23 protein-coding genes and 1 pseudogene are annotated in these 23,669 nt (G+C 66.4%); 8 read left to right on the top strand and 16 right to left on the bottom strand.

Annotation, left to right across the window (positions count from 1 at the left end; all coding sequences use genetic code 11):
- Positions 1-172: 172 nt before the first annotated feature.
- The 5 genes from K414_RS0114025 to K414_RS0114005 all read right to left on the bottom strand — a co-directional run bounded on the left by K414_RS0114025 (position 173) and on the right by K414_RS0114005 (position 6,269).
- Positions 173-1,684, bottom strand: a complete 1,512-nt coding sequence (locus K414_RS0114025) for an amino acid permease (protein ID WP_027496504.1) — start codon at positions 1,682-1,684, stop codon at positions 173-175.
- Positions 1,685-1,821: 137 nt separating this feature from the next.
- On the bottom strand, positions 1,822-3,057 hold the full coding sequence (gene manA, locus K414_RS0114020; protein ID WP_027496503.1) for a mannose-6-phosphate isomerase, class I: 1,236 nt from the start codon (positions 3,055-3,057) through the stop codon (positions 1,822-1,824).
- The gene (locus tag K414_RS0114015; RefSeq protein WP_027496502.1) at positions 3,057-4,199 is read right to left on the bottom strand and encodes a hypothetical protein; all 1,143 of its coding nucleotides are present in this window, start codon (positions 4,197-4,199) and stop codon (positions 3,057-3,059) included. Before K414_RS0114015 ends, manA begins: the two co-directional genes overlap by 1 nt.
- Before the next feature lie 71 nt (positions 4,200-4,270).
- The gene (locus K414_RS0114010) at positions 4,271-5,653 is read right to left on the bottom strand and encodes a phosphomannomutase/phosphoglucomutase (protein ID WP_027496501.1); all 1,383 of its coding nucleotides are present in this window, start codon (positions 5,651-5,653) and stop codon (positions 4,271-4,273) included.
- A gap of 205 nt (positions 5,654-5,858) precedes the next feature.
- The gene (locus tag K414_RS0114005) at positions 5,859-6,269 is read right to left on the bottom strand and encodes a DUF3499 domain-containing protein (protein WP_027496500.1); all 411 of its coding nucleotides are present in this window, start codon (positions 6,267-6,269) and stop codon (positions 5,859-5,861) included.
- A gap of 72 nt (positions 6,270-6,341) precedes the next feature.
- Here K414_RS0114005 and K414_RS0114000 point away from each other — a divergent pair, with 72 nt between their 5' ends.
- The gene (locus K414_RS0114000; RefSeq protein WP_027496499.1) at positions 6,342-6,827 is read left to right on the top strand and encodes a metallopeptidase family protein; all 486 of its coding nucleotides are present in this window, start codon (positions 6,342-6,344) and stop codon (positions 6,825-6,827) included.
- A gap of 43 nt (positions 6,828-6,870) precedes the next feature.
- Here K414_RS0114000 and K414_RS26995 read toward each other — a convergent pair whose 3' ends face one another.
- Positions 6,871-7,104, bottom strand: a complete 234-nt coding sequence (locus K414_RS26995) for a WhiB family transcriptional regulator (protein WP_027496498.1) — start codon at positions 7,102-7,104, stop codon at positions 6,871-6,873.
- A gap of 793 nt (positions 7,105-7,897) precedes the next feature.
- Between K414_RS26995 and cofD the strand changes: the two genes are divergently transcribed.
- From cofD to K414_RS0113980, 3 genes are read left to right on the top strand one after another with little or no spacing between them, the layout of a single operon-like run.
- A complete protein-coding gene (gene cofD, locus K414_RS0113990) occupies positions 7,898-8,887 on the top strand; it encodes a 2-phospho-L-lactate transferase (protein ID WP_027496497.1) in 990 nt (329 codons plus the stop codon).
- A 23-nt stretch (positions 8,888-8,910) separates the two neighbouring features.
- Entirely contained in the window at positions 8,911-10,263 is a 1,353-nt protein-coding gene (locus tag K414_RS0113985; protein ID WP_027496496.1) for a coenzyme F420-0:L-glutamate ligase, read from the top strand.
- A 6-nt stretch (positions 10,264-10,269) separates the two neighbouring features.
- Positions 10,270-10,818 (top strand): NUDIX domain-containing protein, encoded by a 549-nt coding sequence (locus K414_RS0113980; RefSeq protein ID WP_027496495.1) that lies wholly within the window; start codon positions 10,270-10,272, stop codon positions 10,816-10,818.
- 30 nt (positions 10,819-10,848) lie between these two features.
- Here K414_RS0113980 and K414_RS0113975 read toward each other — a convergent pair whose 3' ends face one another.
- The 3 genes from K414_RS0113975 to rfbD are packed head-to-tail and all read right to left on the bottom strand — an operon-like array spanning position 10,849 to position 13,734.
- The gene (locus K414_RS0113975; protein ID WP_027496494.1) at positions 10,849-11,943 is read right to left on the bottom strand and encodes an NDP-sugar synthase; all 1,095 of its coding nucleotides are present in this window, start codon (positions 11,941-11,943) and stop codon (positions 10,849-10,851) included.
- A complete protein-coding gene (locus K414_RS0113970) occupies positions 11,933-12,844 on the bottom strand; it encodes a glycosyltransferase family 2 protein (protein ID WP_027496493.1) in 912 nt (303 codons plus the stop codon). Before K414_RS0113970 ends, K414_RS0113975 begins: the two co-directional genes overlap by 11 nt.
- A 38-nt stretch (positions 12,845-12,882) precedes the next feature.
- Positions 12,883-13,734 carry a dTDP-4-dehydrorhamnose reductase gene (rfbD, locus tag K414_RS0113965; RefSeq protein ID WP_037220191.1) on the bottom strand — a complete coding sequence of 284 codons (852 nt, stop codon included), beginning with the start codon at positions 13,732-13,734 and terminating at the stop codon, positions 12,883-12,885.
- Between the two features lie 479 nt (positions 13,735-14,213).
- On the opposite strand from rfbD, the gene K414_RS0113955 reads away from it, so the two are divergent.
- Positions 14,214-15,644: an LCP family protein gene (locus K414_RS0113955; RefSeq protein WP_027496490.1), complete on the top strand. Its 1,431-nt coding sequence runs from the start codon at positions 14,214-14,216 to the stop codon at positions 15,642-15,644.
- 55 nt (positions 15,645-15,699) lie between these two features.
- Positions 15,700-16,410: a TIGR03089 family protein gene (locus K414_RS0113950; RefSeq protein WP_027496489.1), complete on the top strand. Its 711-nt coding sequence runs from the start codon at positions 15,700-15,702 to the stop codon at positions 16,408-16,410.
- Between the two features lie 9 nt (positions 16,411-16,419).
- Here the strand turns inward: K414_RS0113950 and K414_RS0113945 are convergent, their stop codons facing one another.
- Genes K414_RS0113945 through K414_RS0113935 form a run of 3 tightly spaced genes read right to left on the bottom strand, consistent with a single transcriptional unit; the run spans position 16,420 to position 18,564 of the window.
- On the bottom strand, positions 16,420-16,809 hold the full coding sequence (locus tag K414_RS0113945; protein WP_051365110.1) for a hypothetical protein: 390 nt from the start codon (positions 16,807-16,809) through the stop codon (positions 16,420-16,422).
- Entirely contained in the window at positions 16,806-17,318 is a 513-nt protein-coding gene (gene purE / locus K414_RS0113940) for a 5-(carboxyamino)imidazole ribonucleotide mutase (protein WP_027496487.1), read from the bottom strand. Before purE ends, K414_RS0113945 begins: the two co-directional genes overlap by 4 nt.
- On the bottom strand, positions 17,311-18,564 hold the full coding sequence (locus K414_RS0113935; RefSeq protein WP_027496486.1) for a 5-(carboxyamino)imidazole ribonucleotide synthase: 1,254 nt from the start codon (positions 18,562-18,564) through the stop codon (positions 17,311-17,313). Before K414_RS0113935 ends, purE begins: the two co-directional genes overlap by 8 nt.
- 167 nt (positions 18,565-18,731) lie before the next feature.
- On the opposite strand from K414_RS0113935, the gene K414_RS26990 reads away from it, so the two are divergent.
- Positions 18,732-19,286 (top strand): GtrA family protein, encoded by a 555-nt coding sequence (locus tag K414_RS26990; RefSeq protein WP_032366285.1) that lies wholly within the window; start codon positions 18,732-18,734, stop codon positions 19,284-19,286.
- Between the two features lie 12 nt (positions 19,287-19,298).
- Here K414_RS26990 and K414_RS0113925 read toward each other — a convergent pair whose 3' ends face one another.
- Genes K414_RS0113925 through K414_RS0113910 form a run of 4 tightly spaced genes read right to left on the bottom strand, consistent with a single transcriptional unit; the run spans position 19,299 to position 22,828 of the window.
- On the bottom strand, positions 19,299-20,618 hold the full coding sequence (locus K414_RS0113925; RefSeq protein WP_027496485.1) for a HAMP domain-containing sensor histidine kinase: 1,320 nt from the start codon (positions 20,616-20,618) through the stop codon (positions 19,299-19,301).
- Positions 20,619-20,624: 6 nt separating this feature from the next.
- The gene (locus tag K414_RS0113920; protein WP_027496484.1) at positions 20,625-21,305 is read right to left on the bottom strand and encodes a response regulator transcription factor; all 681 of its coding nucleotides are present in this window, start codon (positions 21,303-21,305) and stop codon (positions 20,625-20,627) included.
- A gap of 39 nt (positions 21,306-21,344) precedes the next feature.
- Complete coding sequence (locus tag K414_RS0113915) at positions 21,345-21,944, bottom strand: PH domain-containing protein (protein WP_027496483.1); 600 nt, start codon at positions 21,942-21,944, stop codon at positions 21,345-21,347.
- A 47-nt stretch (positions 21,945-21,991) separates the two neighbouring features.
- Positions 21,992-22,828 (bottom strand): biotin--[acetyl-CoA-carboxylase] ligase, encoded by an 837-nt coding sequence (locus K414_RS0113910; RefSeq protein WP_027496482.1) that lies wholly within the window; start codon positions 22,826-22,828, stop codon positions 21,992-21,994.
- Positions 22,829-22,923: 95 nt separating this feature from the next.
- On the opposite strand from K414_RS0113910, the pseudogene K414_RS29410 reads away from it, so the two are divergent.
- Positions 22,924-23,661 (top strand): annotated as a pseudogene (locus K414_RS29410) (carboxyl transferase domain-containing protein); the annotation flags it as partial.
- Between the last annotated feature and the right edge of the window lie 8 nt (positions 23,662-23,669).

Below are 23,669 nucleotides of genomic sequence, written 5' to 3'. Positions count from 1 at the left end.
CCCTCTCACCGAATGTTTGCGGTCCTATCAGTTTGTTTTCGAGGGTATAACATGCCGGGCGTTTGGACCGAGGGGTGTGACGGATACCCCGGACACGTCGGATCCGAGAAAACCGGCCCCGCCCGCACGATCGACGGTCGGGGCCGGCCTCGCAAGACGACTCGGCCGCGTCTCACTCGGGTCGCGACTCGACTTTCTTCGCCTCGCGCAGACCCATCACCGAATGACGGCGGCCGTACAGCACGTAGATGACGACACCCGCTGCCATCCACACCAGGAACCGCAACCAGGTCTCGACCGACAGGTTGAGCATCAGCCACAGGCACGCGGCCACTGCCAGGATCGGAACCAGCGGAACCCAGGGCACGCGGAACCCGCGCTCGAGATCGGGACGCGTCTTGCGGAGGACGAGCACACCGGCCGACACCAGAACGAAGGCGAACAGCGTGCCGATGTTGACCATCTCCTCGAGCGTGCCGAGAGGTACGAACGCGGCGAGCAGTCCGACCACCACACCGACCAGGATCGTCGTCCGAACCGGCGTGCCCTTCTTTCCGGTGTGGGCCAGACCGCGCGGCACCAGGCCGTCTCGCGACATGGCGAACAGGACGCGAGTCTGCCCCAGCATGAGAACCATGACCACCGTCGTCAGACCGGCCAGTGCGCCGAACGAAATGATGTTCTTGGCCCACGTCAGCCCGTTCAGCTCGAAAGCCGTTGCCAGCGTGGCACTGTCGCCGGCCAGATCCGTGTACTTGACCATCCCGGTCAGCACCAAGGTCACCGCCACGTAGAGCACGGTCACGATGGCCAAGGATCCGAGGATGCCGCGCGGCAATGCCTTCTGCGGCTCCTTCGTCTCCTCTGCCGTGGTCGCGACCACGTCGAAGCCGATGAACGCGAAGAACACCAGCGACGCCGCCGCCAGCAGTCCGTACCAACCGAAGGTGCTACCGCCCGCACCGGTGACGAAGGAGAACAGGGACTGATGAAGCCCCTCACCCGTGGACGCGGGCTCGGACGGCGGAATGTACGGGTCGTAGTTGGCGACCTTGATGTAGAACGCACCGAGCACGACGACGAACAGCACGACGATCACCTTGATGGCTGTGATCACCAACGACACGCGCGAGGACAACTTGGTTCCCGAGGCGATGAGAACCGTCAACACCACCACGATGAGCAGTGCGCCCCAGTCGAAATTCAGCGAACCGATCTGCAGTACCGGGGCCGACGTGCCGAGCAGGTCTCCCAGGTAGAGCGACCAGGCCTTCGCCACCACCGCCGCGGCGAGTCCGAATTCCAGGATCAGATCCCAGCCGATGATCCAGGCGATGAACTCACCGAATGCGGCGTAGGAGAACGTGTAGGCACTACCGGCGACCGGAACCGTGGAGGCGAACTCGGCGTAACAGAGGGCAGCGAGCCCGCAGGCGATGGCCGCCAACACGAACGCCACCGAAACAGCCGGTCCGGCAACGTTTCCGGCAGTCCTCGCCGTCAGCGTGAAAATGCCGGCTCCGACCGCCACCGCGACACCGAACACGGTCAGATCCCACGAACCGAGCTCCTTGCGCAACTTGGTGTCCGGTTCGTCGGTGTCCTTGATCGATTGTTCGATCGACTTGGTCCGGAACCACCCCGTCGTACGCGGGGGCTTCCTGGGCCGGTCTGCCTTGGTCATCGGACCTCCGTATCGCCACGTCGCTTCTGCAGACGGCCGATCCGATCGGACCCACCCGTCCCAGAATTCACTGTGACATCACCTTATTGGTAGCGGGCACCCGTGTCGGACACTTCGGCCACTCGACTTGCCGCGCCTTACGACTGCAATGATCCGACCGCCGCCACGAACACTTCGGCACCGTCGGAGTCCGCGGTGACGGTGACCGATCGGTCGGCAGCGGGAATCCACGCCGAACTACCTTGGGGCACGGTGAGCCCCGCGTGTGTGTCACCGGTCGTCGCCAGCACCGAACCGCTGGTGCACAACAGAATTCGCGGACCGGTTCCAGGAATCTCGACGGTCTCCCCCGGACCGACCGCCGTCCGGCTGAGGACGAATTCAGGGGCCGGCGTCGGGTATCGGTAGGTGGGCCGATCGTTCTCACCCGGCGTGATCGGAGAGATGTCGGCGGGCTCGAAGTCCAGCACGCGCAACAACTCCGGCACGTCGACGTGCTTGGGCGTCAACCCTCCACGCAGAACGTTGTCGGAGTTGGCCATGATCTCCACACCGGTTCCGCGCAGGTACGCATGGAGATTGCCCGCATCCAGGTACAGGCCCTGGCCGGGAGTCAGGGTGACCCGATTGAGCAGTAAGGCCGCCAGTACTCCAGCATCACCGGGATACGACTCCCCCAGCTCGAGCAACGTCCGTGCCTCGGCGGCGAATCGACCGCCGTCGGCGCGGGCAGGCCCCGACAGATAATCGATGCAGCCCTGGGCGACCGCAGGCAACAGGTCGTCCAGGGACTGCCCGGGCAACGTGATCCACGAGGTGAACACCGTCCGGAGGCCCGACGCGTCGGGCTGAGCGGCGAGCAACGTGCGATACCCCGCGAGGGACGGCACGGCCAACGCATCGAGAAACTCGACCGTCTCGGCCGGTTGCCGAAACCCTGCCAGTGCTTCGAATTCGGTGAGTGCCACGATCAGCTCGGGCTTGTGATTGGCGTCCCGGTAATTGCGCACCGGGGAATCGATCGCAACACCTGCGGCATTCTCCCGCGCGAAGCCCTCACGCGCCTGCGCGCTGCTCGGATGTGCCTGCAACGACAGAGGTTCTTCTGCGGCAAGCAATTTCAGCAAGTACGGCAGCCGCGACGAGAAGTCCTCTGCAGAGCCGCCCAACTGTGTTTCCGGATCCCCGTCGATGAGGGTGAGCAACGGCGTGCTGCCACCCTCGTGAACCACGTGCGCAGAATCGGCCGGGTGTGCACCCAGCCAGATCTCCGCCTCGGGATGATCGGACGGTACCGGCCTACCCTGGATACGAGCCAGAGCAGTGCGCGAACCCCAAGCGTAGGACCGGACTGCGCCTCGCAGGAGTTGCACTAGCTACCGCCCATCAACGACAAGTACGCGGCAGTGGTGTCCAACCGCGTTGCCAACACCGACATCGTGTCGAGCATCGAGAGTGTAACCGGATCGGGTGACGCCGCGCGGGCCTCGAAACCCGAACTCACGAACTCCCCGCCGGACGTCGCCTCACCGGACTCGGTCAGTACCAGTTCGGAATTCGGGACACCGGCAATGCGTCGTTCGGTCAGCGCGCGATCGGATTCGGACGCCAGGACGAATACCCGCATCGGCTGTTCGGGAGCCGGTCCGTCGAGCTCCTCGTCGTGGAAGATCGAGTCGAAGGTGCTGACCGGCCCCGATGACTCGACCATGGACGCACGGATGGACGCAGCGATGACATCGCCGAGCTCACCCGCAGCCACGATCAGACCGGCCACCCGCAGCAACACCTCGCTACCGTGCCGCGCCACCTCGACGGCAGCCGGCCCGGCACCGCTGAGCACCACACGTTTGCCGCTGAACCCACTGGCAAGCGCTTTGGCAGGGTTGTGGAACACCTCGTTGGACGGGCTGTTGCGCACAGCCTCGGCATCGAGCAGATCTGCGAGCCGACAAAGGTTGGGCAGCAGCGCCTTCCACGAACCACCGGCAACCGCGCCGAGGACGGCCACGAACGCCGCGAGGTAGCGCATCAGCGCATTGTGGTCACGCACCGCTATGCGCGGCGGCAACCACATGACCCTGGCACCGCGCACGGCACGCAAGGGACCCTCTTCCGGTGCCACGACGACGACCTCCGCGCCGCGCCGCGCTGCCGCGTCGACCGATTCGGCCAAGCGCGGATCGCCTGCATCGTCGCCGGCCACCACGACGACATCCAGTGGCCCGATCCACGGCGGAGTTCCGGTACTACGAACCAGGGGAACGCCCAAATGGTTTCCTAGAGCAGCGACAAGCAGAGACGCGGCACGGCTGCTGCGGCCGTCGCCGGTCACTATCACCACGCTGCGAGGTCGCAGGTCGGCCAGGCGCGCCAGCACCGACTCTTCGACCGCAGTGGCGACGGCGCGTACTTGAGCACCCGCGAGCGCGGCGCTGCGGAGCGCGCCCTCCCGATCGGCGGCCACGATCGCGCCGGCGTCGTCGAGATCGACCAGAGACGTCACTGCCCTCATGACCTCGGCACCTTCCCTTACGTCACCGACTCGAAATGCCTGCATACCCACTTGTGAACTCTAGGTAACCACTATTCCAGTCCGGAGCGAACGATGCTCAATATCTCGGTCGACAACGCGTCGACCTCGGTGCGGGTGCGCGCCTCGACATTGAGTCTCAACAGGGGCTCGGTGTTGGACGCACGCAAGTTGAACCATGCACCACCCTCGAGGTCGACGGTCACGCCGTCGAGACGGTCGATTCCGGTGGTCCGATCGGCGAACGCGTCGAGCACGGCCTGGGTGCGTTCGGCTGCGTCGTCGACCGTCGAGTTGATCTCACCCGACGCGCTGTACGTCTCGTACGAGGCCATCATCTCCGAGAGCGGTCGATCCTGGGCGCCGAGGGCAGCGAGAACGTGCAGCGCGGCGAGCATGCCGGAATCGGCACCCCAGAAATCGCGGAAGTAGTAGTGCGCGGAATGTTCTCCGCCGAAGATCGCACCGGTATCGGCCATCTGCTGCTTGATGAACGAGTGCCCCACTCGGGTGCGGATAGGCTTGCCGCCGAGCTCGGTGACCAGCTCCGGCACCGCACGCGAGGTGATGAGATTGTGAATGATCGACGCACCGGGCTCCTTGGCCAGCTCGCGTTCTGCCACCAAGCAGGTCACGGCCGACGGCGAGACCGGATCGCCCTTCTCGTCGACGACGAAGCACCGGTCGGCGTCTCCGTCGAACGCGAGCCCGATGTCGGCACCGGTCTCGACGACGAAGCGCTGCAGATCCACCAGGTTCGCCGGATCCAGTGGGTTGGCCTCGTGATTGGGGAAGCTGCCGTCGAGTTCGAAGAACAACGGTTCGATCGTCACCGGGAGCGGAGCGAACACCGCGGGGACCGTGTGCCCGCCCATGCCGTTACCCGCGTCGACGGCGATCTTCATGGATCCGATGCCGGATAGATCGACCAGATCGCGGACGAACCCGGCGTAGTCGGTCAACACGTCTCGCGACGTTGCCGTACCGGCCGGGCCGTCGAAGTCCGGCACCCCGTCGATCAGTTCCGACTTGATCGTGGCCAACCCGGTGTCCTGTCCCACCGGCTTGGCACCGGCGCGGCACAGCTTGATTCCGTTGTACTTCGCCGGATTGTGGCTTGCGGTGAACATGGCACCCGGGCATTCGAGCAGGCCCGACGCGAAGTAGAGCTGATCGGTCGAGGCGAGACCGATGTGCACGACGTCGAGTCCCTGCGCGGTGACGCCGTCCGCGAAAGCGCGGGACAGGCCCGGCGAGGAGTCGCGCATGTCGTGTCCGACGACGACAGTCCGCGCTGCGCCCTCCTCGTCGCGTACCAACCGGGCGAACGATGCACCGACGTCACGGACGAACGCCTCGTCGATCTGCTCACCTACGACGCCACGGACGTCGTAGGCCTTGATGACGGCGTTGACGGACTCTGCGGTTCGGGCCACGAAGATTCTCCTGATTGTCGGTCGTCCGGCGTCGGACATCCAGCGTTGGGTACGGGGCGATCAACACCGAAGCTCGGCAGACCGGCTTGTCCGTTTCGGTACTGCTGCAAACCTTGCCAGACGCCCGGTGGGCGGGCCAGTCGACCCGTCGTTCATTCGGGCGGACGCAGCGCATAGCCCCGCCGCGGCGTTCTGCGCAGGGGGTCTAGGACGTGGGATCGGGTAGAACTCTGAGGTGTCCGCGCCGGCCGGTTCGGACGGCAGGCGTGGCCCGCCGCTCGGTGTCCTGGTGGCGAGCCGGCGACCGGTCACCGCTGTCTCGCTCCTCGGAGCGCGTCCGGTCTCCCCGACCGGCTTCGCGTACGGCCTCGGCCAGGGCGGTCAGATCGTCCTCGTCGGGGGTCGATGTCGAGTAACCACCCTCGTACCGCACGAGCTCCCAGCCCTTGGGTGCCGTGGTCGTCGAGGCATGGACCTCGCACAGGTCCCAGGAGTGCGGCTCGTCTACGGTGGCCAGCGGACCGACGACCGCAGTGGAGTCGGAGTAGACATATGTGAGCGTCGCAACGGCAGAACGGTTGCAACCAGGCCTGCAGCAGCCACGCAGTGATCTCACGAGTGCAGAGTATCCGGTACGTGCAACCGACCGAACGACCGACACACCGGACAGCCGCGATAACCTGCCCCCATGCCTCAGTTCTCTTCCGCGCGCAGGATCACGTCGCGGTCCGTTGCGCGGCACGGCCGCGGCATCCGCGGACCGGTGCTGCCCGAGGACCTACCTGCCCGGCGATCACGTGCAGAGAAGTTCGACCGGCTGGTACTCGACGCGTTCGCGCGCATCGACCACCGGTGGCACGACAAGCTCTCGAAGCTCGACATCGCCGTCGACGACGTGCCCAAGATCAGGGCGTTGGACCCGGAATCGGTCACGTGGCCGCCCGAGGTGGTCGCAGAAGGACCGGTACCCCTGTCGCGACTGGTCCCCGCAGGGATCGACAAGCGCGGAGAGACGACACGCGCCCGTGTGGTGCTGTTCCGGCGTCCGCTCGAGCGGCGCGCCAAGCATCCGGAAGATTTGGAGGACCTACTGTTCGAGGTCCTGGTCGAGCAGGTAGCGACATATTTGGGGATCGATCCCGACGAGGTGGACCCCGCCAGCGCCGAGCCGTGATGCAGCGTCGGCTCGTGGGTGGATCCTCCTGAGCGCGTTCGGCTCAGCCGATCCCGCGCTTGAGCCGACGACGCTCACGCTCGGACAGTCCGCCCCAGATTCCGAATCGCTCGTCGTTGGCGAGAGCGTATTCGAGGCATTCGTCCTTGACCTCGCAGCCGAGACAGATTCGCTTCGCTTCGCGGGTGGAGCCGCCCTTTTCGGGAAAGAAGGCTTCGGGATCGGTCTGAGCGCACAGGGCGCGCTCCTGCCACTGATCCTCGATCTCCTCGAACATCTCGTCGAAACCCGCCACAAGACTGAGGAACGGCTTGGCGGGAGGAACCGATTCGGCCACGAACGGCATCGAATCGGCGTCGTTGTCCGAGTCATCGTTATCGACGTCGTCGACATCCGGGCTGTCGACATCCGGGCTGTCGACATCGGGGCTGTCGATGTCCTGATCGATTTGGACGGCATCACTCGAGAGTTCGCCGTCGACTGCATCGTTCGACGGGGTCACGTACGCAGAACCGGCGTCGACGGAGACGCTCGAATCCACGCCGGAATCGGACTCGGTTTGCGGCGCGTCGTCGACAGCGCTGAGGTGTGCAGTGGGTCCGCCCCGCTGATCACGTGTCACGTGCTGGTCATACATCGCTTCCGCCTCCTCACCTGTGGTAGCGCAGATACTTTCGGTCCTCGTAATCTCGAATACCTTGCCCCGCGCCGGTATTCGATCGAGCTGGTACGTCCGAGCCGACTCTCCACCCGTCCAACTCTCGACCTCTACTCCACGTCCACTCAGGGACGAACAGGAAGGGAACGAGTGTTCGAAACCAGGTTCGCTGCAGTCGAACTCGTGCCGCGAACGCTGAATGACATACCTGTGATTAGACACGTACAGGTGTGTCGCGGTCAAGCCGATCGAACAAATCCAATACCATCCCATGCCCGAAATCGGCTGTCTCCCCGAATCGGAGCGCGTCCCGTGCGTGTCGCGGCGGTTCTCGGGCTCGGATCCCGGCCCCGCGGACGGTCCGGGTGGGCGCTCACCCGGGCGGGCGGCAACCGCACTAGGCTCGCATGTTGTGAAAGTTACTGTTCTGGTCGGTGGCGTCGGTGGCGCACGGTTCCTCCAGGGGCTCAAATCCCTGTTCGGCGGTTCCCTTCTCGGCGACGAACCCGAGAACGAGATCACGGCGGTGGTCAACGTCGGCGACGACGTCTGGATGCACGGCCTTCGCATCTGCCCGGATCTCGACACGTGCATGTACACCCTCGGAAACGGAATCGACACCGAGCGAGGCTGGGGCCGGGTCGCGGAGACATGGAACGCCCGCGACGAGTTGGCCGCCTACGGAGCAGATCCCGACTGGTTCGGCCTCGGCGACAGGGACATCGCCACGCACTTGATCCGCAGTCGCATGCTGCGCACCGGATTTCCGCTGTCGGCCGTCACCGAGGCACTGTGCAACCGATGGCAGCCCGGGGTCCGATTGCTGCCGGTCACCGACGACCGCTCGGAAACACACGTCGTGGTCACCGACCCCGACGACCCCAGCGGCGAGCAGCAACGTGCAATCCACTTCCAGGAGTGGTGGGTTCGCTACCGCGCGCAGATTCCCACGCACAGTTTCGCTCATATCGGTGCCGAACAGGCCACTGCCGCACCGGGAGTCGCCGAAGCGATCGCCGAGGCCGACGCGGTGATCCTGGCCCCGTCCAACCCGGTGGTCAGTGTCGGCGCAATTCTTGCCGTACCCGGCATCCGCGGCGCACTCCGCACCACCGCCGCCAAGGTCGTCGGCCTGTCCCCGGTGGTGGACGGTAAACCGTTGCGCGGCATGGCAGACGAGTGCCTCTCGGTCATCGGCGTCGAGACGACGGCCGAGGCCGTCGGCCGCCTCTACGGAAGCCGAAGCGGCACCGGCATTCTCGACGCCTGGCTGGTGCACAGCACCGACTCGGCGGTGGTCGACGGAGTCGACGTGCAGTCGATTCCGTTGCTGATGACCGACCCGGAGACCACAGCGGTGATGGCCCGCACCGCCCTGCGCGCAGCCGGACTCGAACTGTGACCGCCCCACGCGACGTGGCGTCGATGCCGGAGGCTCCCGGTGACCACGCACCGGGCGGATCGATCGAAATCCTGCCGGTCACGGGACTTCCCGAGTTTCGTCCGGGCGACGATCTCGCCGCAGCGATCGTCGACCGAGCGCCCTGGCTGCGCGACGGAGACGTCCTCGTGGTCACCAGCAAGATCGTCTCCAAGGTCGAGGGACGTCTGGTGCCCGCACCGCAGGACCCCGAGGAGCGGGACGCAGCCCGCCGGGTCCTCGTCGATCAGGAGGCCGTTCGCGTCGTCGCCCGAAAAGGCCGGACGCTCATCACCGAGAACCGCCTCGGCATCGTGCAAGCCGCGTCGGGTATCGACGGGTCCAACGTCGAGGGCAGCGAACTGGCGCTGCTCCCGGAGAATCCCGACGCCAGCGCGGCGGCTCTTCGGCGAGCACTGCACGAGTCGGCCGGAGTCACCGTGGCTGTCGTGATCACCGACACGATGGGCCGGGCCTGGCGGATCGGTCAGACCGATGCCGCGATCGGGTCTGCCGGCCTGGCGGTCGTCCATCGATACGCCGGGGCAGAAGACGGCCAGGGCAACGAACTGATCGTCACCGAAGTCGCCATCGCCGACGAGCTCGCTGCGGCAGGCGATCTCGTGAAGGGCAAGCTGGGTGGCGTTCCGATAGCCGTCGTCCGCGGCCTGTCACCGGTCGACGACGGCTCCACCGCCGCCACCCTGCTGCGCGGCGGCGAAGACGATCTGTTCTGGCTGGGAACCGCCGAGGCACTCGAACGTGGTCGACGCGAGGCCCTGCTCCGCCGGCGGTCGGTTCGATCGTTCTCCCCCGACGCAGTCGACCCGGACTCGATCCGTGACGCCGTCGCGGACGCCCTCACCGCCCCCGCCCCGCATCACACCCACCCCGTCAGATTCGTCTGGATCAGAACGCCCGCGGTGCGTCGCCGACTGCTCGAGACCATGCGCGAGCAGTGGCGAGCCGATCTGGCCGGCGACGGGCTGACCGAGGACCGCATCGCCGCCAGGCTGAGCCGCGGTGACATTCTGTTCGATGCGCCGGAAATCGTGATTCCGTTCTGTGTGCCGGACGGGGCGCACACCTATCCCGACGAGAGGCGTCGCGCAGCGGAGGACACCATGTTCACCGTGGCGGTCGGTGCCGCCGTTCAGGGTTTGCTCGTCGCCCTGGCCGTTCGCGATCTCGGGAGCTGCTGGATCGGTTCGACGATCTTCGCCGCCGATACCGTCCGCGCCGAGCTCGGCTTGCGTGCGGACTGGAAAGCATTGGGGGCCATCGCAATCGGACACCCCAGCGAACCGCTGACGGTGCGAGATCCGGCCGCGCCCGGGTCTTCGCTGGTGGAGCTCTGACCGACGATGTCCGCTTCCTCACTGTGGCAGTCCGCGGCCGAGACACTCGACCGATGGGCACCGACCGACTCCAGGGACGAATCCCTTCGGCACACCGTGATCGCCTTTCTGCACAGCAATCCCGACGCGTGTCTTCGTGCCAACGAGGCCGGCCACATCACGGCGTCGTCGCTGGTACTCGACGCGTCGGGACGGCACGTTCTGTTGACCCTGCATCCCCGGGTGGGCCGGTGGATTCAGCTGGGCGGTCACTGCGAACCCGAGGACGAGACGGTCGTCGCCGCAGCGCTGCGCGAGGCGACCGAAGAATCCGGAATTGCCGATCTGTCGATCGATCCCGAGTTGCTCTCGGCGCACACTCACCCGATCACGTGCTCGCTGGGTAAGCCGACCCGGCACCTGGACCTGCGGTTCCTGGTGCGCGCCCCGGACGGCGCGCGCGCCGTGCGCAGCGAGGAATCGACGGACCTGCGTTGGTGGCCGGTGGACGAACTACCCGACTCGGCCGAGCGCGAGACCATCGACCATCTCGTCGCGCTCGCCGCGCATCGCTGATCGGCCCGGGTCGGCCCCTCGGGACGGCGATCAGACGTCGGTGGAGAAGCGCACTCCCCCGTCGGGCAGCTTCACTCCGGGCCATACCCGTGCCCCACGCAGCAACTCGCACCGAGCTCCGATATCGGCACCGTCACCGATGACGGCGTCACGCACGAGTGCGCGCGGTCCGATGCGGGCTCCGAATCCCAGGATGGACCGTTCGACCACGGCCCCTGCTTCGACGATCGCACCGTCGAACACCACCGCGCCGTCGAGACGAGCGCCTGCGCCGATCTCGGCACCACGCCCGACGACGGTTCCACCGATCAGCAGTGCGCCCGGCGCGACGCCCGCTCCGGGGTGAACCAAGGACTCACCGCGATCTCCGTGCAGTGCGGGCGACGGCGCAATCCCGCGAACCAGGTCGGCCGATCCCTTGACGAAATCCTCCGGCGTACCCATGTCGCGCCAGTACGCACTGTCGACGTGCCCGTAGACCTTCTTGTTCTCGGCGAGCAAGGCGGGGAACACCTCTCGCTCCACCGACACCGGCCGGTCGGCTGCGATGGACTCGATGATCTCACGCTTGAACACGTAGCAACCGGCGTTGATCTGGTCAGTGGGCGGATCCTGGGTCTTCTCCAGAAATGCGGTGACTCGGCCGTTCTCGTCGGTCGGGACACAACCGAACGCTCGGGGATCGCCGACCCGAACGAGATGCAACGTCACGTCCGCGTCGGTCGTGCGGTGCGTATCGAGCACTGCTGTCAGATCGGTACCACCCAACACGTCACCGTTGAACACCATGACGTTGTCCGCCCGCAGTCGCGGCAACACGTTTCGGATTCCGCCGCCGGTGCCCATGGGCTCGGTCTCGAACACGTACTCGAGTTCGATGCCCAACGCCGACCCGTCGCCGAAATGTTGCTCGAAAACTTCGGCTTTGAACGACGTTCCGAGAACCACGTGTTCGATGCCCGCAGCCTTGATCCTGGCCAGCAGGTGGGTGAGAAACGGGAGTCCTGCAGTCGGGAGCATCGGCTTCGGTGCCGACAGAGTCAACGGGCGCAGTCGAGTTCCCTTGCCGCCGACCAAGATCACTGCATCCGTCCGTGCGGCGACCGATGGGGAACTATCCGACATGTCCAGCCTCTGTTCTCTCGTCCGACGGTCGTTCTTCACGAGCTCGGGCCCGAAGCGCCGAAGTCACAACGACCTTCGAGCGAAGACCGAGACCCGCGCGCAGCGCCCATCGTAGTGGAGCCTGCCACACCCGGTCGTGTCTGTCGGCCTGGAATCGGTAGGCGCTGGTGTGGTGTGCGGGCAGCATCACTTCCGGATGCCGTCCTGCCGCATGGCCTTTCGAGTGCGTGACCTCGACCTCGGGTACGTAGACGTTCTGCCAACCCGCCCTGCCGAGCCGGTCGCCGAGGTCCACGTCCTCCATGTACATGAAGTAGCGCGAATCGAATCCGTCGATGGAGTCGAACGCCGCGCGGCGAAGCAACAGGCATGATCCCGACAGCCATCCCACCGGCCGTTCGGACACCGTCTCGTTCTCCTGGCGGTATCGCCGAGTCCACGGATTGGTCGGCCAGAGCTTGCCGAGAATTGCGTGGCCGGCCCCGGACGTCAGATCGGGCACCGATCGCGCGGACGGGTATCGCGACCCGTCCGGCTCACGAATGAGTGGGCCCAGCGAACCTGCGCGCGGCCATCGCGCCGCGGCGTCGAGCAATCCGTCCAGGGACCCGGGGTGCCACCTGACATCCGGGTTGGCGACCACGACGAATTCGACCTCGGGGTCGACCGCGGCGATCGCCCGATTGACGGCAGCGCCGTAGCCGATGTTGGCGCCGGTACGCAGCAATTCTGCTTCCGCGAACGCCGCCTCGGCAGCTTCCGGAGTGCCGTCGACCGACCCGTTGTCGGCCATGATGACTCGCACGGGCCGAGTCGTGGCCTCGCGTAGAGACGTCAGAAATTGCTCGAGGTATTCGCCGGGGGAATAGGTCACCGTCACCACGGCCAGGTCGGAACTCACGCGGGCAAGACTAGCCCGAGGCGAGCATCGATCCCGCATCACGACCGAGCAAGAGCCGCCGTCAGAGCCTCGGACCAGGGGCGGGGCGCACCGAGCCCGGCTGCCGACCACGCATTCGGTGACAGCACCGAGTATGCGGGCCGAGGTGCCGGGACGACGTACTCTGCGCTCGAACACGGTCGCACCCGGTCGGGGTCGGCACCGATTCCCGAGAACACTGCCCGCGCGAGGTCGTACCAGCTCGCCTGCCCGGCGTTGGTGAAGTGAAGGGTCCGGCCGGTCACCGTCCCGTCGGCTTCGATCTCGAGCAGACCGGCGGCCAGGTCCAGGGCGAAGGTGGGCGATCCGATCTGGTCGTCGACCACCGAGACGGTCTCCCGCTCGCCTTCGAGTCTTCGCATCGTGGTGACGAAGTTCTTGCCGGTGTTGTCGTAGACCCATGCGGTGCGCACGATGACGGCCTCGGGGAGTTCCTCACGCACCGCCGTTTCCCCGGCCAACTTGGTGCGTCCGTACACGGACTTCGGCGCGGTCGCCGCGTCGACGTCGTACGGCTCGGCCGCTGTGCCGTCGAACACATAGTCGGTGGAAATGTGAATCAGTCGGGCACCGACACGCCCGCACGCCCGCGCGAGATTTCGAGGACCGTCGGCATTGACGGCCATCGCCCTGGACTCGTCGGTTTCGGCGGCATCGACGGCGGTGTACGCGGCGCAGTTGACGACGGTCGCACCCGCAGTCACCACGGCGTCGACGGCATCGGGGTCGGTGATGTCCAGGTCGGCGGACGAATAGCCGTGCACCTCGACATCGGAATCACGCTCGGCGGCGAGCGAGACCACCCGTCGGCCCAACTGGCCGTGTGCACCGGTCACCACGATCGCATTCACGGTTGCCAAGTGTGGCACGCCGCGGTCGGTTCGGCGAGAGCGCGGCCGATCGCCAGTAACCTTCGAGTCGGGGGGAGTGAACGTCTGTCGGTAGGTGTCCATGCCTGCCGGAAACGAGGAAAGGGTCGAAGGTGCCACGAGATTCAGGCACGCACGGAGGTGAGCGCACGCCCCCACCACACCGGCGCACCTCGCGGCGAGCCGACGGCGACGGCCTGCGCGGCGAGCGACGCGACCGTGACACCGACCCTCGTGCATCCCGCGGGCGCGACTCTCAGGATCGACCTGTACGTCCCTCCGCAGACGGCGAACCGGGCGTGCATCGCCGAGGCGGCGCGGCCGGCGACGAACGACGAACCACGGCCGGCCGCACACGACGACCGCAGCGCGGGCCCCGAGGCGACGACCGACGACCGGACGCAGGCGAGGCACCCCGCCGACCGGGCGCAGGCGGTCGCTGGCCGGCGACGCACGTTGCGGTGGCCGTGCTGTCGGTGCTCGTCCTGTTGGTGACCGGCTTCGCGTGGCGCAGTGTGGACAGTCTGCGGTCGAACATCGCCACTGCGGGTGGCCTCGGTCTGGGCGGCGCAGCGGACGGTGCCGTCGACATCCTGATGGTCGGCACCGACAGCCGCACCGACGCCCACGGCAACGCGCTCTCACCGGAAGAACTGGCCTCGCTCAACGCGGGCGAGGAAGTTGCGTCGAACACGGACACGATCGTGTTGATCCGCGTTCCGAACGACGGCTCGTCGGCCACTGCCATCTCCATCCCGCGCGACTCGTACGTCGAGGTGCCCGGGATCGGAATGTCCAAGATCAACGCCGCGTACGGAGCGACCAAGGAGAACAAACGGCTCGAACTGGTCGAGCAGGGAGTCTCCGATGCCGACGCCGAACCGCAGGCCACCGAGGCCGGACGCGAAGCGCTGATCGATTCCGTCGCCAACCTGACCGGCATCACGGTCGATCACTACGCAGAGGTCGGCCTGCTCGGTTTCGTTCTGCTGACCGACGCCGTCGGCGGAGTAGCGGTATGCCTGAACAATCCGGTGCAGGAGCCGCTGTCGGGTGCGAACTTCGCCGCCGGTGAGCAGAACCTGTCCGGTTCGCAGGCGCTGAGTTTCGTCCGGCAACGACACGATCTGCCCCGCGGTGACCTGGACCGGATCGTGCGCCAGCAAGTCTTCATGGCCTCCCTCGTACGCAGTGTGCTCAGCGCCAAGACGTTGAGCAATCCGAGCAAGCTCGGTCAGCTCAGTACCGCGGTGCAGCGGTCGGTCACCCTCGATTCGGACTGGGACATCCTGCAGTTCGCCACTCGCCTGCAGGATCTCGCCGGTGGCAAGGTCAAGTTCGAGACCATTCCCGCGGTCGACATCAATGCGACGACCGACTACGGCGAGTCCATCGTGCAGGTCGACCCGGCAGCAGTGAAGAAATACGTCGCCGGGTTACTCGAGGACGGGAACTCCGCCGAGACCAACGCCGAGAATTCGGATGCCCCGACCGTCGATCCGTCGACGGTGACGGTGGACGTCGCGAACGACAGCGGTATCGAAGGCTTGGCCAACGGTGTGGCCGGATCGTTGACGGCGCTCGGGTACGTCGGTGGCACCATCGGCAACTACGAGGGCTCGTCCATCTCCACGAGCCGCATCCAGACCGCCGACGTGGACAGCGACGCCGCTCGCGCCGTGTCGGCCGCACTCGGTGGCCTGCAGATCACCGCCGACGACACCATGCCGGCCGATGCCGTCCGGGTCGTGCTCGCCGACGACTACGCCGGCCCCGGCTCGGGTCAGGCCGCGACGGCCGAAACCGTGGCACCCGAAGCGGGTACAGCAGTCCCCGAGGAGCCTGCGGCACCGATCGACGCGGGTTCCACCGGCCCCATGTGCGTGAACTGACAGTACGAACGCAGCGCGGAAATCGGGGCGGGTCGGCGTCGACTAGGGTCGTGGTGTGGCTTCGAACCTGACTCAAACCCTGCTCGAGCCGATCCTGGCGGCAGACCCGGCCGGTCCCCGCATCACGTACTACGACGATGCCACCGGCGAGCGGGTCGAGGTGTCCGCCGTGACACTGGCGAATTGGGCGGCCAAGACTGCCAACCTGCTCCGTGACGAGTTCGCACTCGATCAGGGCGCGCGCGTGTGCGTGCTGTTGCCGGCGCACTGGCAGACCGCTGCCGTACTTCTGGGAATCTGGTGGACCGGCGGCGAGGTGGTGCTCGGTGCAGACGACTCCGCGGATCTCGCGCTGGTGCACGGCGACCGCCTCGAGGACGCGCCCGACGTCGACGAAGTTCTGGCGCTCTCGCTCGATGCCTTCGGCAAGGCAGTCCCCGATCTGCCCCTCGGGATGACCGACTACGCCACCTCGGTTCGCGTACACGGTGACCAATTCAGGGCAACGGGATCCGGGGCCGCGGCATTGGACGGCCGCTCGGTGGACGACGTACTCGCTGCAGCGAGAGAACGCGCCGAGGCCCGTTCTCTTTCGGCCGCGGATCGAGTGTTGTCCAGTGCATCCTGGACCAACGCCGACGAGTTGATCGACGGACTGCTCTCGGTGCTCGCGGCCGGAGCGTCGTTGGTACAGGTGGCCAACTCCGACGAGAGCAAGAAGGAACGACGCATCGACACCGAGAAGGTCACGACGACCCTCGACTGACTTGTCGCCTCATCCGGACGGGCGGTAGCCGCCGTCCGCGAGTCCCGCTTCGATCTCGAACCGATTGGCGCTGCCGCGGTGACGCGCTTCCTCGACGAGGTAGCGGAACGGAAAGGTCAGCCCGAACCTCGCCCACTGGTCGGCGTGAATCGCCTCGTGCCGCAGCACCCGACGGGCGGTGTTGTTCGCCGTCAGGTAGGCCCCACCGAATGTGGTTCCGCCGCGGCCGAATCCGCCGCGCAGGCCGGAACACACGAAGATCGAGAACTCGTCGTCGAAACGCGCCGTTCCGCCCCACAGCTGCGCGTAGCGCAGTGCCAGCCGGGTCACCGACACCGACTGCCACTTGCTGCGGCCGGCTCGTCGAATCTGCTCGCGCCGCGACGCCGCGGCACTCATCCCAGCAGCGTGGTTCGCAGTGCCGCGTCCTTGTCCAGCACCATGGCCTCGAGAGAGGCCTGGAAGGCCGACATCCGCTGCTGCAGAACAGGATCGGACGCACCCAGAATCCGTACAGCGAGCAGCCCCGCGTTGCGGGCACCGCCGATGGACACCGTGGCCACGGGAACGCCGGCGGGCATCTGCACTATCGAGAGCAGCGAATCCATACCGTCGAGGTACTTCAGCGGTACCGGCACCCCGATGACCGGCAATGGCGTCGCCGACGCCACCATGCCGGGCAGGTGCGCCGCTCCCCCGGCACCGGCGATGATCACTTTGATGCCACGACCGGCGGCCTCGCGGGCATAGTCGAGCATCCGCTGCGGGGTTCGGTGGGCCGAGACGACACCGACCTCGAACCGAATACCGAACTCGGCCAAGGCTTCTGCAGCGGCCTCCATGGTCGGCCAGTCGGAATCGCTGCCCATGATCAGGCCTACGACGGCGGTACCGGATTCGTCAGTCATGATGCGGGTCCCATCCGTCGGTCCATTCGGCGTGCGACATCCAATGCGCTGCACGTTCGGCTCGTTCACGTACGGCCGCCACGTAGGCCGGGTCGCCGAGCGATCCGGACCTCGCGCCCAGAATGTTCACGTGGCCGATCTTGCGGTCTTTCCGCTCGGTCTTGCCGTACAGGTGCACCTTGGCGTCGGGCATGCGGGCGAACAGGTGATGCAGGCGTTCGTCCATCGTCATCTCCGGCGCTTCGGGTGCACCCAGGATGTTCGCCATCACCGTCAACGGTGCCAGTGGATCGGTGTCACCCAGCGGGTAGTCGAGCACTGCACGCAGATGCTGCTCGAACTGCGAGGTGCGGCAGCCGTCCATGGTCCAGTGACCGGAGTTGTGCGGCCGCATGGCCAGCTCGTTCACCAGAAGCTTGCCCGAGGTGGTCTCGAACAGCTCGACCGCGAGGTCTCCGACGACGCCGAGGGCGCCCGCGATATCGAGCGCCAGCCGACCGGCGTACGTGGCGACGTCCTCGTCCAGGTCGGGAGCCGGGGCCAGAACCACCGCGCATTGTCCGTGTCGTTGCACGGTCTGTACGACGGGCCACGCAGCACCCTGACCGAACGGCGATCGCGCGACCATCGCCGACAACTCGCGGCGCATGGCGACCTTCTCCTCGACCATGAGCGGCACACCGAGGTCGAGCTGGGCAGTGACGATCTCTTCGGCTTCCTCGGCGTCGGCGGGCATCCAGACACCGCGGCCGTCGTAGCCGCCGCGGACCGCCTTGAGGACGACCGGCCACCCGTGTTCGTCACCGAACGCAATGGCGTCCTGCGCCCACGACACCTCCGCGTACGCCGGTCCGGGTGCCCCCAGCTCTTCGAGCTTTCGACGCATGCGCAGTTTGTCCTGCGCGAAGATCAGCGCGCTCGGTGGCGGCTGGACGTTGACGCCCTCGGCGACCAGGGTCTCGAGGTGCTCGGTCGGCACGTGCTCGTGGTCGAAGGTCAGGGCGTTGGATCCGGTCGCGGCCGTGCGCAGCGCATCGAGGTCGTCGTGCAGCCCGAACACGACGTCGGGGCTCACCTGAGCCGCCGGCTCGTCTGCGCCCGCGGCGAGCACGCGCAGCGTTTGGCCGAGTTCGATGGCCGACTGATGGGTCATGCGGGCCAGCTGACCTCCGCCGATCATCGTCACGACGGGCATTCCGGTCGACGACGGGCGCGCAGCGGTGGGGCGCGGTTCGGTACCTGTCACGGCTCACCATGGTGTCATGTCCTGCCGGTTCGGGCCGAACCGGCAGTCGCACGGCGGTCGTCGTTGTCGCGAAGACCGTGGAAACACTGTCGTCAAGACTGTGGAAACGCTGATGAACAGAGCGTCGGTTCGCCGGATCGGGCGTTCGTTTCGTAGACTTCACCGTTGTGCCGACGATCGACAGCGTGCTTCAGCGCTTACCCAAGCCCATCAGGGACCTTGCGATCCGGCACAGCGAGTTGATCAAGTTCGCCATCGTGGGCGGTACGACGATGGTGTTCGACCTCGTCATCTTCTACTCGCTGAGCCTGACGGTGCTCGAGCAGAAGCCGGTGATCGCGAAGATCATCTCGGGCGTGCTCGCCACCCTGCTCAGCTATTTCCTCAACCGTGAGTGGGCCTTCAAGCACCGCGGCGGGCGCGAACGCCACCACGAAGCGCTTCTCTTCTTCGCCATCAGCGGCATCGGAGTGCTCATCGCCGCCGGTCCGCTGTGGATCGCGAACAACATCTTCGACATCCGCGACACCAACGAGTCGCTGACGATGGTGGTCGTCATCGACTTCGTGCTGAACTACATCATCGGCAACCTGCTCCAGATGGCGTTCCGCTTCTGGGCGCTGCGTCGCTTCGCTTTTCCCGAGGACAACGCGCGCACCATCCTGGAAGTGGACGCCGAGCGCAACGGGGATCCGACCGACGCATCGAACGCGCTCGACTGACCCCCAGTTCGGTCAGCGTGGTTCGCGCCGCGAGAGCGCGGGCGACGATTCGCGCCGAGCGGGCAGGAACACCGAGAACAGTGCCGGCCGTCTGCGCTGTAGTTCCAACCGTCCGCCGTCGGCCTCGATCAGGGCCCGGGCCAGCGCGAGACCGACTCCGGTCGAACCGGCTCCGGAGAATCCGCGGTCGAAGATGTGGGGTGCCAGTTCGTTGCTCACCCCTGGACCCTCGTCGGACACCTCGACACAGACCAGTTTCTCTCGCCGCCGGTCGGTCCCCTCGGCGGCGGACACGGCGCGCACTGCAACCGTGCAGGCACCGTCGCCGTGCACCAGAGAGTTGTCGACCAGTACCGACACGGCCTCGCGCAGACGCGAGCCGGTCACCGACGCCTGGAGGTCGGCGTCGCCCTTGAGCACCAGACTCCGACCTGCATCGTCGAAATTTCGCTGCCATTCGACCACCGTGCCGGTCAGTTCCTCGATGACCGATACCTCGTGCGCATCGGCGGCGCCGTCGCTGCGGGAGGAGCGGACGAGTTCGTCGATGGCCAGGGTCAACCGATCGACCTGATCCATCGCCTCGTTCGCCTCGTCGACCACCGCGGGGTCCGGATGGGTGGAGATCTCGTCCAACCGCAGTCGAACGGCGGTCAGGCGGCTACGAAGTTGATGCGAGACGTCGGCAACCAACGTGTGTTCGCGCTGCAGCCGCCCGGCGATCTCGACGGTGGCCGAGTCGAGAACCTCCGACACCCGGTCCAGCTCGGCAATGCCGTGCCGACGGGGATCCGGCCGAAAGTCGCCCTCGGCCAGTCGGGCCGCCCGCCGCGCGACGTCCTGCAACGGATCGGCCAGTCGCTTGGCGGTGAGCACGGCCACCACGGTTCCTGCCAACGCGGACGCCAGGACCACCAGAGTCACCGCGCCGAGAGCCTGCCGCTGCAGGGAACGCATGTCGTCGGACGGTACTTCGAGTCGCAGTGATCCCGAGGTCCCCATCGACAACGATTCGACGAGTGGCCGGGGGACGGATGCCTGGCCGATGTCGGCACGGGACGCGGCATCCTCCGGCGTCGGATAGATGACGACGAGGCGGCCACCCTGCGGAATCGCCAGACGCAGCGAACCGATGTCGAGTTGACCCTCGATCAGGCCGGCCGACCCCTCTTGCGAGATGATCTCCGCGGCCATTCGGTCGAGGCGCGCCTGCAGATCGTTTCGAGTGAAGTCCTCGACCCACAGCCAGGCCGTGTACATCAGCGGCAGCCCGAGCAGCAGGGCCGTCATGATGACGACAGCGAGGATGGAGACCAGGATTCGACGCCGCATCGACGACTAGTCGCTGTTGATGCGGAATCCGACACCGCGAACGGTCGCGATGCGACGCTCCGCCACCGGTCCTTCGTCGCCGATCTTGCGGCGCAACCAGGACATGTGCATGTCGAGTGTCTTGGATCCGCGCAACTCCGCGTCGCCCCACACCTCGCGCAGGATCACCTCTCGCGAGACCACCTGACCGGCGTGATCGAGCAGCACCTTGAGCAACTCGTATTCCTTGTTGGCCAGCGAGATCTCGGTACCTCCGACGAGCACCCGTCGGGCAGCCGGTTCGAGGCGAATGGCACCGACCTCGATCGGAACGTCCTCGCCGGCACCGCGTCGACGCAGGAGCGCTCGAACCCGAGCCATCAGCTCGGCGAGCCGGAACGGCTTGCCCACATAGTCGTCGGCACCGGCGTCGAGGCCGACGACGAAGTCGACCTCGTCCGTGCGCGCGGTGAGCATCAACACGGCCACCTCGGACCGGTTGGCGCGGACCTGACGGCACACTTCGAGGCCGTCCATTCCGGGCAGCCCCAGGTCCAGGATCAGCAAGTCGAACTTGCCGTCGAGAGCACGCTGTAGCGTGGCCGGCCCGGTCTGTTCGACGGTCACGGTGTAGCCCTCGCGCCCGAGGGCACGGGAGAGGGGTGCGGCGATAGCTTCGTCGTCTTCGGCAAGCAGAACATCGGTCACGTCGGCAACCCTACGGTTCGAAAGTGAGAACAGCCTGTGTTACCTGCGTTTCCCCGCGCGCCAACCGGGCTTGGACTCGGCCGGTGCATCGTCGGCCATAGGCTCGAATGCTCGGTCCCGATCGTGAACGGACTCGCGACGAAAGTCCATGGAGTCGAATACTTGCTGGTAGAGCAACGAATGGACGCGTTGCACCTGCGGAATGTCGTCGAACTCGAGTGGGTCGTCCGACGCCGACGCGATGATCAGGGTGCCGGTACCGAGCATCCTGTCCAGCAGCCCGTGTCGAAATTGCACGTTGCTGATGCGGCTCATGGGGATGTCGATTCCGGAATGCGTGAGCACACCCTGCCGAACGAGGACCCGACGATCGGTGACGATGAAGTGAGTGCACTTCCAGCTCACGAGCGGAACCAGGCATCGCCACCCGACGATCGCTGCCCACACCACCAGCGCGGCGATCGTGGCCACATCGGCGGCCGTGGATTCGAGTCGGGCACCTGCGACACCGAGGGCGACGCCGGCGAGACCCGTGGCGAGCACGAACGTGATCGACGGCAGAATCAACATCTTCCAATGCGGGTGACGGTGAAGCAGTAGCTCTTCCTCGTCGGCCAACGCATCCTGTGGGTAACCCACGTGCACTCCTGACTATTCGCGCCGGATCTGCCCGGGTGAAGATGGTCTCACGAGACAGGTCGGAGATGAGTGACGTCGCCGGCGGCCACCGCGAGAACCGAGGGCGATGCGGAGCCGGCACGTTCGACCTCGATCACGATCCGGCCGTGTTCGTCCACATCGACAGCGGTTCCCACTTCGTGCTCGCCGCCGGGGAGGTCGACACGCACTCGCTGTCCGATGGTGCCGCACCGATCTCTGTATCGGTGCGCCAGCGCCTCGGTATCCCAGTGCGCATCCCGCCACGAATCCACCTCGGCGGCCACCCCGCGCAGGATCGCACGCACCAGGGTGTCTCGATCGAGCACCGCGGCCTGTTCGAGCGCGAGTGACGTCGCCGTGGGCACCGGGAGCTCGGCCTCGGTCATCGAGACGTTCACTCCCAGGCCGATGACCACGGTCGGACTCGGTCCGTGGGCGGCTACTTCGGCCAGAATGCCCGAGACCTTCCTACCGCCGATCAGAACGTCGTTCGGCCACTTCAACCGCGCATCGACCTCGGCCACGGTACGCAGCGCATCGACCAGAGCCACGCCGGTCATCAGCGGCAGCCAACCCAGCGCCGCCGGGTCGATCCCCGGGAACTTCAGCAGCATCGACAGCAATATCTGCGATCGCGGAGCACCGGAGAACGGACGCGAATGCCTGCCCCGCCCACTCCCCTGATGTTCGGCGATCAAGGCCGTCCGGTCCGCCCGATCTGCCGCCGTAGCGACGAGGTCGGCATTGGTCGAACCGGTCTCGGTCACCACGTCCACCCGAGACCACGAGGCCTGCGGTCCGTCCACCAAGGCTCGACGGAGTGCGCGGACGTCGAGCGGTGGGCGATCCAGATTGGTCCACATGACCACCAGCATATGGGTTCGGCACGAACCGACGTCGGCTCGTGAACCACCCTCGGTCGGGGCGCAGATCACACTCGCAGTTAAAGTGTTGCCCCATGACCAGCGTCCAGGATTCCACTGCACCCGGGTCGGCAGATGCACCCGATATCCATACCACTGCGGGTAAATTGGCCGATCTTCGTAAACGTCTGGGGGCTGCGGAGATGCCGTCGGGTGAGGCGGCGGTGGAGCGGGTCCACGCGAAGGGCAAGTTGACCGCGCGCGAGCGGATCACCGCTCTGCTCGACGAGGGCTCGTTCGTCGAACTCGACGCGTTGGCGCGGCACCGATCACAGAATTTCGGTTTGGGTGACAATCGCCCCTTCGGTGACGGTGTCGTCACCGGCTACGGCACCGTCGACGGCCGCGATGTGTGCGTGTTCTCCCAGGACGCGACCGTCTTCGGCGGCAGTTTGGGGGAGATCTACGGCGAGAAGATCGTCAAGGTGATGGACCTGGCGATCAAGACCGGACGGCCGTTGGTGGGCATCAACGAAGGCGCCGGGGCCCGCATCCAGGAAGGGGTGGTCTCCCTCGGGTTGTACGGGGAGATCTTCCACCGCAACGTCCGCGCCTCCGGGGTGATCCCGCAGATCTCGGTGATCATGGGCCCCGCCGCCGGCGGACACGTCTACTCACCCGCCCTGACCGATTTCGTGGTCATGGTCGATGGCACCAGTCAGATGTTCGTCACCGGCCCCGACGTCATCAAGACCGTCACCGGGGAGAACGTGACGATGGAAGAGCTCGGTGGCGCGCACACCCACATGGAGAAGTCCGGGGTCGCGCATTACGTCGCGTC

This window comes from Rhodococcus sp. JG-3 (genome assembly GCF_000482405.1).
GTDB lineage: Bacteria > Actinomycetota > Actinomycetes > Mycobacteriales > Mycobacteriaceae > Rhodococcoides > Rhodococcoides fascians.
The sequence above is the reverse complement of the archived record's forward strand: the minus strand, read 5'-3'. Positions and strand labels throughout refer to the sequence as shown.